General features: G+C 41.8%; 11 protein-coding genes. 3 read left to right on the plus strand and 8 right to left on the minus strand.

Going from position 1 to position 14,638, the window contains the following annotated elements:
* Positions 1-8: 8 nt before the first annotated feature.
* The 3 genes from BDD43_RS09530 to BDD43_RS09540 all read left to right on the plus strand — a co-directional run bounded on the left by BDD43_RS09530 (position 9) and on the right by BDD43_RS09540 (position 4,347).
* The gene (locus tag BDD43_RS09530; protein WP_121197461.1) at positions 9-1,697 is read left to right on the plus strand and encodes a glycoside hydrolase family 43 protein; all 1,689 of its coding nucleotides are present in this window, start codon (positions 9-11) and stop codon (positions 1,695-1,697) included.
* Positions 1,698-1,754: 57 nt separating this feature from the next.
* Complete coding sequence (locus tag BDD43_RS09535) at positions 1,755-3,350, plus strand: glycoside hydrolase family 43 protein (RefSeq protein ID WP_121197462.1); 1,596 nt, start codon at positions 1,755-1,757, stop codon at positions 3,348-3,350.
* A gap of 115 nt (positions 3,351-3,465) precedes the next feature.
* Positions 3,466-4,347, plus strand: a complete 882-nt coding sequence (locus BDD43_RS09540) for an IS982 family transposase (protein ID WP_121196630.1) — start codon at positions 3,466-3,468, stop codon at positions 4,345-4,347.
* A 235-nt stretch (positions 4,348-4,582) separates the two neighbouring features.
* Here the strand turns inward: BDD43_RS09540 and BDD43_RS09545 are convergent, their stop codons facing one another.
* The 8 genes from BDD43_RS09545 to BDD43_RS09580 form a co-directional block, all read right to left on the minus strand.
* A complete protein-coding gene (locus BDD43_RS09545; protein ID WP_121195838.1) occupies positions 4,583-6,055 on the minus strand; it encodes a transposase in 1,473 nt (490 codons plus the stop codon).
* Between the two features lie 220 nt (positions 6,056-6,275).
* The gene (locus tag BDD43_RS09550; RefSeq protein WP_121197463.1) at positions 6,276-7,364 is read right to left on the minus strand and encodes a TlpA disulfide reductase family protein; all 1,089 of its coding nucleotides are present in this window, start codon (positions 7,362-7,364) and stop codon (positions 6,276-6,278) included.
* Positions 7,365-7,505: 141 nt separating this feature from the next.
* Entirely contained in the window at positions 7,506-8,441 is a 936-nt protein-coding gene (locus tag BDD43_RS09555) for a S1 family peptidase (protein WP_121197464.1), read from the minus strand.
* A gap of 4 nt (positions 8,442-8,445) precedes the next feature.
* Entirely contained in the window at positions 8,446-9,564 is a 1,119-nt protein-coding gene (locus BDD43_RS09560; protein WP_121197465.1) for a TlpA disulfide reductase family protein, read from the minus strand.
* 73 nt (positions 9,565-9,637) lie between these two features.
* Positions 9,638-10,735 carry a TlpA disulfide reductase family protein gene (locus tag BDD43_RS09565; protein ID WP_246001509.1) on the minus strand — a complete coding sequence of 366 codons (1,098 nt, stop codon included), beginning with the start codon at positions 10,733-10,735 and terminating at the stop codon, positions 9,638-9,640.
* Positions 10,736-10,773: 38 nt separating this feature from the next.
* Entirely contained in the window at positions 10,774-11,355 is a 582-nt protein-coding gene (locus tag BDD43_RS09570; protein WP_121197467.1) for a TlpA family protein disulfide reductase, read from the minus strand.
* A 72-nt stretch (positions 11,356-11,427) separates the two neighbouring features.
* On the minus strand, positions 11,428-13,569 hold the full coding sequence (locus BDD43_RS09575; protein ID WP_121197468.1) for a carboxy terminal-processing peptidase: 2,142 nt from the start codon (positions 13,567-13,569) through the stop codon (positions 11,428-11,430).
* A 35-nt stretch (positions 13,570-13,604) separates the two neighbouring features.
* A complete protein-coding gene (locus tag BDD43_RS09580) occupies positions 13,605-14,621 on the minus strand; it encodes a DUF1735 domain-containing protein (protein WP_121197469.1) in 1,017 nt (338 codons plus the stop codon).
* Between the last annotated feature and the right edge of the window lie 17 nt (positions 14,622-14,638).

The raw sequence follows: 14,638 nt of genomic DNA on the forward strand, positions 1-14,638 counted from the left end.
ATAGAGCTATGAAAATAAAAACCACTGTTTTAATGATCCTGTTGCTGGGCTGTCTTTTTAGAAATGCGGCTGCCCAGCCTATCCATCTGGTAAACCCGATACTCAGCGGTTTTTACCCCGACCCGAGTATTGTTAAGGTTGGGGCTGATTACTATCTGGTTAATTCTACTTTTTCATATTTTCCGGGATTACCCTTGTTTCATAGCAAGGATTTAAAAAACTGGGAACAACTGGCCAATATCATCAGCCGGAAGTCTCAGATGGATTTCATTGGCGAACGTATGACCAGGGGGCTGTTTGCTCCGGGCATCAGTTATTACAAGGGTACATTTTATGTTACCTGTACCAATATCGATAATAAGGGTAATTTCGTTGTTACGGCCCGAAACCCGGCAGGCCCCTGGAGTGACCCTGTATGGCTGCCAAAGGTGAGGGGCATAGATCCGTCTATATTCTTTGACGGCGGCAAAGCCTATGTTGTTTACAACAGTGATCCGCCTGATTATAAGCCTTTGTACCAGGGACACCGGACCATTAAAATGTTCGAATTTGACATTGAGAACCTGACGACTATTGGCGAAGAAAAGATAGTGGTTAATGGGGGTGTTGACATCAGCAAAAAGCCGGTCTGGATAGAGGGGCCGCACCTGTTGAAAAGAAACGATTGGTATTATCTTTACGCTGCCGAAGGTGGTACTTCGGTAAATCATTCTGAAGTGGTATTCCGAAGCAAATCGGTTTGGGGGCCTTATCTCCCCTACGAAAAAAACCCGATCCTTACCCAGAGAGATCTGCCGGAAGACCGGAAATATCCGGTGACATCAACGGGGCATGCCCAATTGGTTGAAGGCCCTGACCGGAAGACCTATGCGGTATTTTTGGGTGTAAGGCCTTATACCGGTGATTATTATAATACCGGCAGGGAAACCTTTATCGCGCCGGTTCAATGGGAAAACGACTGGCCTGTGATTAACGCCGGTAACGCCGAAGTTAAATACGATTATCTTGCTGATTATAAAGAGGTTAAACTGAAAAATTCAATTCCGCAAAGCGGGAACTTCGGTTACACCCTTAACTTTAACAGTGTGCTTGACCCCTCATTGGTATTTTTAAGAAGCTGCGATAGCAGTTCCTTTTCGGTTAATAAAACTTCGGGCCTCTGGCTGAAACTCAAGCCCGAAACTTGTATGGGATACGGCAATCCTTCGTTTATCGGGAAACGCCAACAGCATCTCTTGTGTACTGCTGAAACCGAGCTTACCTTTATACCTGAAAAAGAAAATGAAAAGGCCGGGCTTGTTATTTTTCAGGACGAAAAGCATTTCTATTTTATTGGGAAATCGGTATCCGGCGGAAAGCATGTTCTGCAATTATTCAAAAGTACAGGCGATGGTCAAACTATGGAGTTGTTGGCCGAAGCACCGGTTGCCAAAGAAGGTCAAGCCGTTGGGCTGCGGATAGCTGCAGAAGGCGAATATTACAGTTGCTCTTATGCAAGCGAACCGGGCCATTGGGTTTTATTAAAAGACAAACTGGACGGCAAGTTTTTGAGCACACACGAAGCAGGTGGATTTATCGGCTGTTTCTTCGGCTTATATGCTACTTCTTCGGGGATGACGAGCCATAATAGCGCATCATTTAAATACCTGCGTTACGACGGGACGGATGAAGTATACAAAAAGCAAAATACGAAATAGAGTGAGTGATTTTTTTTTATTGTTCACAAATATAAAATATACCAGATTGACCGTCTTATGAAAATCTTTATACTCCGTTGTTTAACATTTGTGGCTTTGCTGGCATTTGGTGCCGCTTCGGCCCAGAACCAGCCCACGGCCCAAAACCCGGTTATTTACGCCGATGTGCCCGACATGGCAATGATCCGCGTAGGGGATACCTATTACATGAGCAGCACCACCATGCATATGAGTCCTGGTGTTCCGATCATGAAGTCTAAAGACCTGGTTAACTGGCGCATTATAAACTACGCTTACGATACGTTGGCTAATGTTGATGAACTTAACCTCAAGAATGGCAAAAGCACTTACGGGCGCGGCTCGTGGGCAAGCAGCATCCGGTACCACAATGGCGTCTACTATGTTAGTACCTTTGCGCAGACCACCGGGAAAACCTATATCTATTCTACAAAAGATATTGAAAAAGGTCCCTGGAAAAGCGTGTCATTTAAACCTTCACTGCATGATCATTCTTTGTTTTTTGACGATGATGGTAAGGCCTATATGGTTTATGGCAGCAGTAAGCTGCGGCTGACCGAATTAAATGACGATATAACGGGTGTTAAAGCCGGGGGAGTGGATAAGGTACTGATAGAGAACGCCAGCGCTCCCTCAAACAGCAATGGTGGCCTGGGTGCCGAAGGATCCCAACTTTTTAAGGTGAACGGCAAATATTACCTCTTCAACATCACCTGGCCCAGAGGCGGTATGCGCACGGTTATCATACACCGGGCCGATCATATCACCGGGCCATACGAAGGCCGGGTGGCACTCCAGGACAAAGGGGTTGCCCAGGGCGGGCTAATCAGCACGCCGGAAGGTAAATGGTTTGCCTACCTTTTTAAAGACAATGGCGCCGTAGGGCGTATCCCTTATCTGGTTCCGGTAAAATGGGAGGATGGCTGGCCGGTACTGGGCTTAGACGGTAAAGTACCAGGCACCTTGGATTTGCCCGTTGGAAAAGGTTTGATACCGGGTATAGTGGCATCTGATGACTTCAACCGTAAAAAGGGTGAGCGGCCTCTACCGCTGGTTTGGCAGTGGAACCATAACCCGGATGATGAACTGTGGTCGGTTAGTAAAAGAAAAGGATATTTGCGCCTGGCCACTGGAAGGCTCGATAGCAACTTGCTGGTTGCCCGGAATTCTTTGACCCAGCGCACCATAGGCCCGGTATGTGCAGGCAGTGTGCTGATCGATGTCTCGAGCCTTAAAGACGGTGATTTTGCCGGCCTGGGCTTGTTACAAAAGAACTATGGCCAAATTGGTGTAAGGCTTGCCGGAGGCAATAGGTCTATCGTCATGATCAATGCTTCAACAGGTAAACCGGTTGAGGCGCAAACCATCCCGCTCACACAAAGCACGGTTTATTTAAAGGCCGAATGTGACTTTGCTGATCGAAAAGACATCGCTTATTTTTATTATAGTTTGGACGGAAAAAGTTGGAATAAGCTAGGCACGCCGCTTAAAATGGCTTATACAATCCCCCAGTTTATTGGCTACCGTTTTGCATTGTTTAATTACGCCACGAAGACGATTGGCGGCTGGGCTGATTTTGATTTCTTTCATATTACCGATACCATATCCGGCATAGATAACATGGAGCGCAAATAGCAACTAAACTAACTTAGCACTCCAGTTAAAACAATAACCCGTAGTGCATTATAAAGAAAGTTGTTCATTTCGCCAATAAATGGTATATTGTATTGACTGACAATCAATTACAAACATGAACAACTTGATTCAAAATTACACTTTTATTTTAGAAGAGTTTAGGAAACTGTCAATAAAAGAGGACTTTTATTACAAACCAGTAAGGCCAAGACTGTCTGATTTAGAGTTAATTACGTTAAATTTGACCGCTGAATATTGTGGAATAGATTCTGAATATCAGTTATTTAGAAACCTGAAAGGTACCCCGCTTGATATCTTGATCGAACGAAGTGTTTACAATAAGAGAAAAAGAAAATTGTTCCCGCACATAAATGAGGTGAGAAAAAAGCTTGTTCAGAAACTGAACGCTGTCCAGGACTGTTTCATTGTCGATTCAATGCCTTTAGAGGTATGTAAAAATGCCCGTGCAGCAAGAAGTAAAATCTGCAAAGAACAGGAATACGCTTTTCCAAACCATGGTTTTTGTGCTGCGCAAAGTTCGAGGTATTATGGATACAAACTGCATGCAGTTTGTTCAGTAGATGGTGTTTTTGAGAACTTTGACCTAAGCCCTGCTTCCGTACATGACATACATTACCTGAAAGATATACAACAACAAATGACTGATTGCGTGCTACTTGGAGACAAAGGCTATTTGTCCGCAGAGGTACAGGTCAATCTTTTTGAATCTGTAAACATTAGATTGGAAACCCCGATGAGAAACAATCAAAAGAAATTCAAACCGTATCCATACCTATTCAAAAAATCAAGGAAAAGGATTGAAACGCTATTTTCGCAACTGTGCGATCAGTTTATGATCAGAAGAAATTATGCCAAAACTTTTGAGGGGTTTAAGACAAGGACGTTAAGTAAAATAACTGCCCTGACCACCATTCAATACCTCAACAAATTTATCTTTAAAAGGAACATGAATCACATTAAAATAAATTTAGTCTGATAATGCACTACGGGTAACAATAATATATAGATAGAAGCGAAAAGTAAACGGATTATTTTTTATTGCACCCGTAGTATATCATAAATTGCTACAGATCAATCATTGTTATAACATGAAGATGAATTACAAGCAATGATTGTTATAGGTAACTTTTAGCTCCTATTAGCTATGTTTATCCCAAATTACGCATTGAAAAACAAAAGCCTCACAAATTAGAAATTAAACCCTAACTCCGCTAATTTAGGTAGTCTATGTCAATAGATTTAAAGAGGTCTTTTGTCTTTTTTGTTATTTCGGATCTTACCCAGGTGTTTCGGATTTTAGTTTGGTAGATGCTTTTTGATATTTCTACTATGTCCTTTGGTGCATATTTTGAAAGTTTGTTTGCTGTTTTTAGTCGTGTATACAACCTGTAGTATGCGATCATGGCTATAAAATTTGCCATTAACCATCCTTCCAGCACATATCGGTTCTGCATGTAGGTTTTGTCTGCAAGCAGGAAGTGCTTGTAGGCGTCAAACATGACTTCTATTTCATTGCGCTGTTTGTAGGTTTCATATAACATTTGTGCGGACACCGCTTCAGGCAGGTGATTCGTGAGTGTAAGTGTTCCAAAACGGTCAACCCGTTCAAAGAAATCAACTTCTTTATACTTATCAGGATGTGTTTGAGTACGGGTAAGGAAATCAGCTTCTTCTTCTACTCTAAGGCGCTCGTCAAGGTAAGTAGTTAGCATCAGTCCTTCTTTTTCATATTCATAATACCAGACCACCCTCTTCTGATAGGTGAAATAATTCTTTATACCTTTTTTAAAATTGGCTTGCTGTAGCGGTTCATAATCTATGAGATTATTATTTCTGTATAGTGGGATAATGAAATGAATGGAGGCAGTTTTGAGGTCAGCGACGTTTTTCTTGCTGTAAAATCCCTTGTCGGCAATGAAAACCACATCTTTGATATTTAGTTCGTCTACACATATCTTCATCGATGTAACGTCAGTAATATTCCCATTGATAAGTCTATAATACACCGGTTGTTGCATTTGTGCAGAAAAAATGTACATCAGGCGTATTTGTGGATCATAGCTATGCTGTGGATTATAACCCATTGCGTTGACTGAAAGATGTTCTGAAAGGGATGGTATGTGCGTAGAATCAATCATTACAAATTTATCCTGCATAGCTTCCCTTACCCCTAATCTGCCTTTCATCCAGCCCAGCAATAGTTCTCTGTTTTCTCCTACATATTTCAATGCAGCTGTAATTGCTTTGTCATCAAGACCTTTTGTGACCCAGTTCAGAGAACAGTAGTCATGTGCATGTTGAAACGGCATACGCTTTATTGGGTGCTGATAAGCAAAACGCATCATTGCTACTGTCAATAATGTTTGACTAACAGGCTCTGGGAAGAGTGTAAGTAAACTGGGAAGATCCTCAGCAAGCAAAGACGTAAAGAGATTATACAATCCGTATGTTTTGATATCTACTACCGGCAGGCTGTTGCCTTTATCTTTTATTAGTTTTTTATCCGACGGGACAAAGCCCTCCTTCTCGGTGATTTTACCAAGAAGTTCCAGGGTTATTTTATCCGTCCGCTTTTTTTCAGAATTATAACGATACTCAACAGCGTACTTGTAAAATGTACCCTTGATAAGCCTGATCTCTGTTTTTGGCTCTTTAAATTTTTGAATCCAGGAAGGTAACGACATAGACAACCTAATTAGGTAGCCCAAAATAAACAAAAAAAGGAACAATCAAGCGTTGTTCCACTATATTTTTCAAAATAGACGGGGTAATTATGCGGAGTTAGGGATTAAATGAGTTGTAAGGGTGCTATTTGCTACTGCGTAATTTGGGTTAATGAAATTTGGTTTTTCCAGCTTTTAGATGTCGGAATTTAATATAACGGAAGCGGGCTTAATGCCCACTTTAATTATTATTAGAGCGGCTAAATAACTCTATTAACTTTTTATTTAATGCCACTCCCCTTAAGTCTTTGGCGATGATGACACCCTCCGGATCAATAAGTAAACTGCTCGGGATTCCTTTTATTCCATAGTAAACGGGTAGCTCATCGTCCCATCCTTTTACATTAGACAATTGTATCCATGGCATTTTAAGAGTGGCTAATGAGGTTAGCCACCTTTTACGTACATCATCTAGCGAAATGCTTACTACTGTAAAGTTATGGTCTTTAAAGGTGTTATACGCTTGTATAACATTGGGTATTTCCTCCCGGCAGGGATAGCACCAACTGGCCCAAAAATCAACTAATACGTATTTACCCTTAAAGGCAGAAAAATTAACAGCGGTGCCATTGGTGTCTTTTTCCGTAAAGTTTATCATCTTTTCGCCAATAGCACTTCTTTTGAGGATAGCCAGCCGACTTGCAACGCGTTTGCCTGCTGATGTTGATTTTACCTGGGGGCTTAACATGTTATACATCTTCGCAACATCTTCGTAGTTACCCAGTCTGGAAAATTCAGTTACCAGGTTTAAACTGAAAGCGCTTTGTTTGTGGGTGGCAATATAGGCATTAGCAATAGTTTTTTTTTGTTTAGCAATACCTGCAATTTTTTCTTCCAGCTCCACTTCTTTATCCCCGGTTAATTTATGATATTGAAGGTTAAGAGATGCTTCCTCGTCATTTAAAGATTTCAATTTAAGGGCATAAGCTACAGCCTCATCATTTGTTTTAGAACCGGTTACTTTAAGCGCGTCCACAGAATCCCTGCTTCCGGTTATCGTTAAATCTCCCGGGTCTATAAAAATATAGATTGCCCGGCCCGGAAAAATCATCGTTATTTTTTGCGATTCGGTTACGGGCGCCTCCCAGGTAAATTTCCCATTAATAATTTTTTGCGTAACCGTTTTGTCAATATCGCCCTCGTAGTACTGGATAATTACCTGGTCGATCGCCCTTAACGCTTTGATGTCCCCTTTTAAGCGAACCTGACTAAACAAACTTTCAGTAAAGCAAATTAATGCCGTAGTGACAATGATTAAATAATATTTCATTTGGTTTCAATTGATATTTATAGGTGTTGGGGCGGTTATATCGTAAACAAAAGCATCAAGTAATCCTGATTGTAAATTCTGCTTTTCGCTGATATTAAAGTTTCGCTTTTTTAAAAAGGGGAGGGTTTATGGTAGATCCAACTATTCTAATTGGATTAACCTTCGGATGGACTGTGCCGGAATGGTTGTTTTAATTACCATTTGCAAATTAACCTGTGGCCTATCTTGTGCATAAATAGAGTGCGTGGTAGAAACCATGCCCGCCATGTTACCCCTGTCATCCAAAATAGGACCGCCGCTTGATCCCTTCGCATAGTCGGCAGTTATCTCCATCCGGTCTCCCATTGCACCAATTTTATGGTTGGCTGTTTTACGTGCTACCACACCCTTGCTGTAATAATAAATATATTGCTCCGGATTGGTAAGCGTGTGAACGGTTTCGCCAACGGCAAGCTCCGTTCCCAAGGGTATGGGGCTTAGGTAAGCATTACCAGTATTGATTTTAAAAATTGCAGCATCCGCGTTTTTATTAAATGCTAAAATCTGTTGAATGGGGTAAACATCTCCTTTTAAGGTTACTACAAAGGTAACGCTATCATTAGCGGCAAGTGTTTCTTCTGGTTGAACAACGCCCATAAAAACATGCCAGTTGGATACACAAATACCATCTGCGGTAAGTGCCGAGGCCGTTGCGTATAACTGTGCCTTTTCAGGTTCTTTTTCGGTAGCTTTATAATATTTATATATCATTAAAACACCATCCCTGCGGTCTTTTATAATCTGGGCGGCTGTCATTTCCTTTTGGCCGGGTTTAACCAACGACCGTATGGGGGCCTTAGAATCAGACGGCAATAAAAGTGCTTGTTTCCTCAGCGACGCCGATCCGGTAAACGGTGTTTTTGCCTGTGCCGCTTTAAGGTTTTTAAGCACATTACTCATTAGTTCGTCATAATCAACATAAGTGTCGTTTTGCAGGCTTTGGGCATGCAAAGTAAAATGCGGCGAGCACAGTATTATAAAAAAGGCAACCACAACAGGTTTCTTTTTTTTGATTAGTAAATAAAACAGATTGACCATTGTATTAAAGTATGGTTGCTAATTTTGCTTCAAGCTCTTCGCCACGCAGGTCTCTGGCAATTATTTTTCCTGATGGATCCAGTAAAAAATTAGCTGGTATAGCGTTGATGTGGTATAGCTGAACTACGTAGCTTCTCCACCCTTCAAGGTCAGATACCTGCTCCCAGTTTAAGCCATCTTTACCGATAGCGGCCAACCATTTTTCCTTCGCTTTTTCGCCTCCGTCTAACGATACACCAAGCACAGTAAAGTTTTTAGTCTTATATTTCTCAAATGCTTTAACCACATTGGGGTTCTCTCTACGGCAAGGCCCGCACCAGCTTGCCCAAAAATCTACCAGAACGTATTTACCTTTAAACGACGCCAGGCTTATATCTTGATCTTTTGTGTTTTTCAAAACAAAATCAGGTGCTATGTTACCCACAGTTAAGGCTTTTGCCTTTCCAATTTTATTAAGATATGACTGCCCTGCCGGCGAAGCTTTAAGCTCGGCACTGAAGCCGTTAAACAGCGTGTTGGCTTTTTCAGGATATTTATCAGGATCGACGGCGCTACGCAGCAAATTTAAACTCACCAACGAATTAGGGTGACTTTCTATAAACCCCATCTGGATCTGTAATTTTGCTAAGGCCAGGCTCTCAAATGCCTGTTGTATTTGCGCTTGCTCCTGGCTGTTGCCCTCCGCTTTAGATAAGCCTGCGCTCATCTGAGCTTCTGTTTTCTTAAAGGGTGTTAACAAGGCAACCAAGTCCTGCTGGTCTTTATTTAAAGGGGTACCGCCAACCTTAGCTCTCAATAATGAATCGGGTGTGGTTATTTCAACAACACCGTTTTCCAAATAAACACCCACCTGATCGGGGCTTGGTCTGGAGTTTAATTTTTCGCCGTTTTGCCCCATCATAACAAAGGCCTTCATGGGGACAGATACGGTGCCTTTAATAATAAATTTACCACCAGGCTGAACGGTAGCCGAGTCAAACTTCATTTGCCCTCTTTCCTGGTAAACCACATAAGCAGTGGCCGGGAATTTTACTTTACCTACGGTTCCGCTAATGGTGTATTGTTGCTGTGCGGCGGCGCTAAGGGGTAATGCTGCGAGCAGCGTTATTATTGCTTTTTTCATGTATTATGTTTTGTATAGGAGCCTTAAAAAATGTGTGCTGATATTAAAATACCAAACAGGCTATGATGAAATATTATAAGAAAAGAGTTGTTAGTTTTTGATTAAGATCATCCCCGCGTAAGTCACGGGCAATAATTTTACCTGTTGGATCAATTAAAAAATTAGCCGGTATGGTAGTTATTTTGTATAGATGGGCAATTGGGCTCTGCCATCCCTGCAATTCAGATACCTGCTCCCACGGTAAACCATCTTTGGTAATTGCATCCATCCATAGCTGTTTAGCATTTTTTCCTCCATCCAACGACACGCCCAAAACGGTAAAGTTTTTGTTTTTGAACTGCTTAAAAGAGGCTAACAGGTTGGGGTTTTCGGCCCTGCAGGGGCCGCACCAGCTTGCCCAAAAATCTACCAACACGTATTTACCCTTAAAAGATGCCAGGGAAACATCCTCGCCTTTTGTATTTTTAATTGTAAAGTTTGGAGCCTGACTGCCCACCTCCACTGTTTTGGCCTCTGTAATTACATTTTTGTACGTTTGGCCGTTTGCAGAATTTTGTACATCTGCCGTTAAACTGTTAAAAAGCCTCCGGGCCTTAGCTATATCCTGGGCCGGATCTACAGTTGTAAGGAGCAGGTTTAAACTCACCAATGAATTAAGATGGCTTTTAATGAAATTCTCAATAGCTTCATTTTTTTCTTTTTGAAGGTTAGCGAATTCCGCCTTCAGTTTTTCCTGTTCATTGGCATTACCTTCGGCCTTATCGTAGGCCGCAACCATATTTTTACCCTTTACTTTGTAAGGTTCCAGCAAACTAACCATTTGCTGCTGGTCATCATTAAGCATGGTGCCGCTCACTGAAGCATGTACTAATGAATCGGTGGCGTTAACAACGATAGTACCATTTTCCAGATACACCGCCACCTGGTCGGCACCGGCTAGGTCCTTAACCGGTACACCGGTATGGCTCAGTAAAACAAAGGCTTTCATTTTGTTGCTCTGGGTGCCCTTAAAAGTAAATTCGCCATTGATTAAAATAGCCGAGTCTTGCATTATCTTTTGGTTTACCTTATAATTAAGATAAGCTTTAGCCGGCGGACTAGCGTTTTTTAACTTAACCTTAACGGTGTAATTTTGCTGTGCTGCTACGGCGCAAGGTATTGCAACAAGCATTATAATAATTGATTTTATCATATTAGGGTATATGTATTTTAAATTCCCTTAAGCTTGTTTAACTCTTGCTCAAGTTCTGGGTGCGATGGAAGGGGCATTTTGGGGTTTAAAACATTGCCTTTTTTATCCAGTAAAATAAACCGGGGAATGGTAGTAATACCAAATGCTTTTTCAAATCCTTCGTCTTTTACCATCCATTGAATGCCGCCCATTGATTGGAGTGCAGGGCCCTTCCACCTAAACACGCGGGTATCAATTGATATACTTACAAAAACTATCTCTTTGTTTTTCATTTTATTTTCCAATAAAACCAAGTGCGGGTATTGTGCACGGCATGGGGCGCACCAGGAAGCCCATACATCAATAAGTACATATTTGCCTTTAAAGCTGCTAAGTTTAACATCGTGCCCGTTATACCCTGTGGTATCTCTGAATACAATATCGGGGCACTTATCACCTGCTTTAAGCCCTAAAGTGTCGGTAGCCGTTTTAACGTTGCCGCTGCTGTGTTGTAAGTTTTGTAAATGCGCATTTTTACCTTGCGAAGGTATATGATTTGTATACCCGTTAAACAGCAGGGCTGAAAAAGAAAGAGTAGTTATAGCTATTGTTTTTACCATGTTGGTTTCGTTTGCTTTATTAATTATATTGAGTTACAGGCATTGTTTTTTAGTGATGATTTAAAGGGGCAACTAGTTTGCCGTTTTACCCTCGGGATAATAGCTTGGCCCGTTTATACCGAAGAGTGCTTTATCCAAAAAGATGTAATCTGTTAATATTTGGGCGCCTTCGGTTTTCATAAAGTCAAGGTCGTCCGTTTTAGCCTTTACCTCTCCTTTTTTTAACGCCGGTAGCCCTATTGCCACCCGTAACTTATTATCGCGATCCAACGCTTTTTTGGCATTAACATCACGGGTGTGTTTAAATGCCTGCGCATTTAATGAAATGGTTTTAGGCCCCTGGTTATCCTGATACGCCTTTACCTCGTTGCTATATGCTTGGTAGGCAGCAATAGTTTGACTACGCTTTTGGTACTGGCTGTTTAAAACAGGCACCACCTTATTTAATAACCCTACCGGGATGTAATCAGTTTTGGATATGGTATCCCATGGCATAGCAGATGGTTCGTTATCTTCACCATATTTTGACGGTGCGATGAATGATGGCAGCTGGATATCCGGTACGACGCCCTTATGCTGGGTTGAACTACCATTAATCCGGTAAAATTTTCCAATGGTAACATTCAATTGTCCAAATTGATCTTGCTTGCCGGTATCAGCGTTTGTTTTGTTCTGGCCTGCTAGTTTTAGCGCTACCTTGTTCAAATCTACCGTGGTTTGCACACTCCCTTTTCCGTAGGTTTGCGAACCTAAAATAAGGCCGCGGCCATAATCCTGTATCGCTCCCGAAAAGATCTCAGAAGCAGATGCACTGGTACGATCAACCAATACGGCAAGCGGACCATTATAGTATATTGATGGATCGAAATCCTGATTTACCTGAATGTGCTGATCAACATCACGTACCTGAACAACAGGGCCCGATTTGATAAAAAGGCCCGTTAGGCTAACCGCTTCGTTTAATGATCCGCCGCCGTTACCGCGCAGGTCAATCATAATGCCATCAACGTTATGCTGTTTTAGGGTATCCAGCAATAGTTTCACATCTCTGGTTGTACTTTTGTAATTGCGGTCACCGGCTGTATAAGCCACATGGTCAAAATAAAAAGCCGGAATGGAGATGATACCAATTTTAACGTTTTTGCCCATCGCTTTATAGGTGCGTATTTCCTGCTTTGCCGACTGGTCTTCCAAAATGATTTTATCCCGAACAACTTCAACGGTTAGAGGTTCATCAGACGCGCTTTTTCCCTTGGCCAGTACCTTAAGCTTCACAATCGTTCCTTTGGGCCCACGAATTAACGCTATGGCATTATCAAGCCTCCAGCCAGTAACATCCTGAAAATCGCCATCCTTACCCTGGGCTATGGCAATGATACGGTCTTCCGGATTAATTAGCTTTGTTTTATAGGCAGGCCCTCCGGGTGTTAAACTTTTAATGGTTACGTATTCGTTACTTAATGCCAGTGTTGCGCCAATACCTTCCAGGGCTCGGGTTATACCCACATTAAACTGGGAAGCATTGAAGGGATTAAAGTAAGCAGCATGAGGATCAACCGAAGCTGTGAACGCGTTCATAAATAATTGAAAAACATCTTGGCTCGACGTTTTGGCCGATTGATCCAACAGATTTTGATACTTCTTTTTTAGTGTCTCCCTATTCTTTGCTATATCCGGGCTTGATAGCTGCAGTTCGAGCAAATCATATTTAACCCGTTGGTTCCACATCAAATTCATATCCGCCTCTGTTTTTATAAAAGGCAATTTTCTCCGGTCGGGCACATAGATATCGTTTTTAGTAAAATCATAATTGGCATCGAGTTGTGTAAGCGCGTATTTTAAACGTTCCTCATTCCTCATTTTAAAAACATTAAACATACCGAATACATGAGCCAGGTTGCCGCTTTGCAGGTCATCATCCAACAACGTTTTGTACTGATCAAAGGCTGCCACATCTACGGCCAATAAATAGCTATGATTTTCATCCAGACTTTTTAAATATCTGTCAAAAACCAAAACTGATAACGAATCGTTAATGGCTACCTTTTTATAGTTATTGGCAAGTATCATATTAACCACCAGCCGGCATACCGCGCTTTGATTTTTATCGGGGTGTATATCCCCGGGCGGATATGCCTTAGCTTTTGAAAAAGACAGGTTAACAAATGAGATGTACAAGTAAATTACGGCCCCCAGGCCCATTTTTTTTAACATTTGGTATAAATTAATTTACGGAGAACCAGTTTGAATTAATTACTCAGGAAAAACCGGACATAAGCCCTGCAAGAGTCGTTAGCCACAGGTGGTACACCGTATTGAGAGCCCGTGTAAGTGACAACTTTAATCCCCATAACGTACCATTGACTTTTTGCTAAAACAGCTTTATTAGGGAAACGGAGCGTTAAACTATCCTTGCTCAGTAAGGATCTGGCTGGTACGGTAACCAGGTCTTTGGTTAGGCTGCCTGTATTATCGGGCATCGGTATCCCGGTAAATCTCTCCTTGGCTATAGCCGCAGTTAACTCACTTTGTGTAAGTAAAGTTGCCTGCACACTAACATCGTGCGCAGGAAATACCTTATTTAGGCTTAGCTTAAACTTTAGCGAATCGGGCACACCAGTACTCGTATGTATAGTTTGCAGCGCACCACTGCTCAGCCTGTTAAAGCTAACGCCATTAATAGTGCCGATGCTATACATTTTGGCTTTCAAGTCGCCTTTGGTAACAAATACTTTAAAAAAGAATACAGAGTATTTTAACTTGGAACCTTTTTTTGCCGCCAGGGTAACAGGTACCAGGTAAGCGGTACTATCGTTCAACTGGCTACCGTCTTTCAATAAAACATACAAGGAATCTTTAGCTTGGGCAGAACCGCCTGCTATTGGAAAGGTTCCGTTGTAAGAAACCTGGAATGCTCCTTGGGGTATTGTTGGATTTTTTTCCAGATAAACCTGATTGTACTGAGCAACTAATGACGGATCGACAACTGAGGTTACCGTATCGTTAGTTTTTGCCGCGCCGTTCAGCGATATGGGTACTCCCTTAAAATACGGTGTAAAACTGTAATTTAAGCCATTTAGGGCCACTACATTGCTGCCCTCAATGTACGAAACCATTCCGCTGTCAAATTTGGCCTGTAGGGTATCCGCATCGCTCATGCCTTTATTGCATGAGGCTGCCCCTATTATACATAGCAAACCCAGCAACAACGCCCCTTGAAAGCTAAAAAACGACCGGAAGATATTGTGATATATTTTTTGTAACATGATTTTATTTGTTTTAT

Origin of the sequence: Mucilaginibacter gracilis, from assembly GCF_003633615.1 — a bacterium.
In the GTDB taxonomy this organism is placed as follows: Bacteria; Bacteroidota; Bacteroidia; order Sphingobacteriales; family Sphingobacteriaceae; genus Mucilaginibacter; species Mucilaginibacter gracilis.

Bases quoted from the DNA above. Each gene is read 5' to 3' on its own strand.
- BDD43_RS09565 (WP_246001509.1), bottom strand. From the start codon at position 10,735: ATGCTTGTTGCAATACCTTGCGCCGTAGCAGCACAGCAAAATTACACC.
- BDD43_RS09535 (WP_121197462.1), top strand. From the start codon at position 1,755: ATGAAAATCTTTATACTCCGTTGTTTAACATTTGTGGCTTTGCTGGCA.
- BDD43_RS09580 (WP_121197469.1), bottom strand. From the start codon at position 14,621: ATGTTACAAAAAATATATCACAATATCTTCCGGTCGTTTTTTAGCTTT.
- BDD43_RS09555 (WP_121197464.1), bottom strand. From the start codon at position 8,441: ATGGTCAATCTGTTTTATTTACTAATCAAAAAAAAGAAACCTGTTGTG.
- BDD43_RS09570 (WP_121197467.1), bottom strand. From the start codon at position 11,355: ATGGTAAAAACAATAGCTATAACTACTCTTTCTTTTTCAGCCCTGCTG.
- BDD43_RS09545 (WP_121195838.1), bottom strand. From the start codon at position 6,055: ATGTCGTTACCTTCCTGGATTCAAAAATTTAAAGAGCCAAAAACAGAG.
- BDD43_RS09540 (WP_121196630.1), top strand. From the start codon at position 3,466: ATGAACAACTTGATTCAAAATTACACTTTTATTTTAGAAGAGTTTAGG.
- BDD43_RS09575 (WP_121197468.1), bottom strand. From the start codon at position 13,569: ATGTTAAAAAAAATGGGCCTGGGGGCCGTAATTTACTTGTACATCTCA.
- BDD43_RS09550 (WP_121197463.1), bottom strand. From the start codon at position 7,364: ATGAAATATTATTTAATCATTGTCACTACGGCATTAATTTGCTTTACT.
- BDD43_RS09530 (WP_121197461.1), top strand. From the start codon at position 9: ATGAAAATAAAAACCACTGTTTTAATGATCCTGTTGCTGGGCTGTCTT.
- BDD43_RS09560 (WP_121197465.1), bottom strand. From the start codon at position 9,564: ATGAAAAAAGCAATAATAACGCTGCTCGCAGCATTACCCCTTAGCGCC.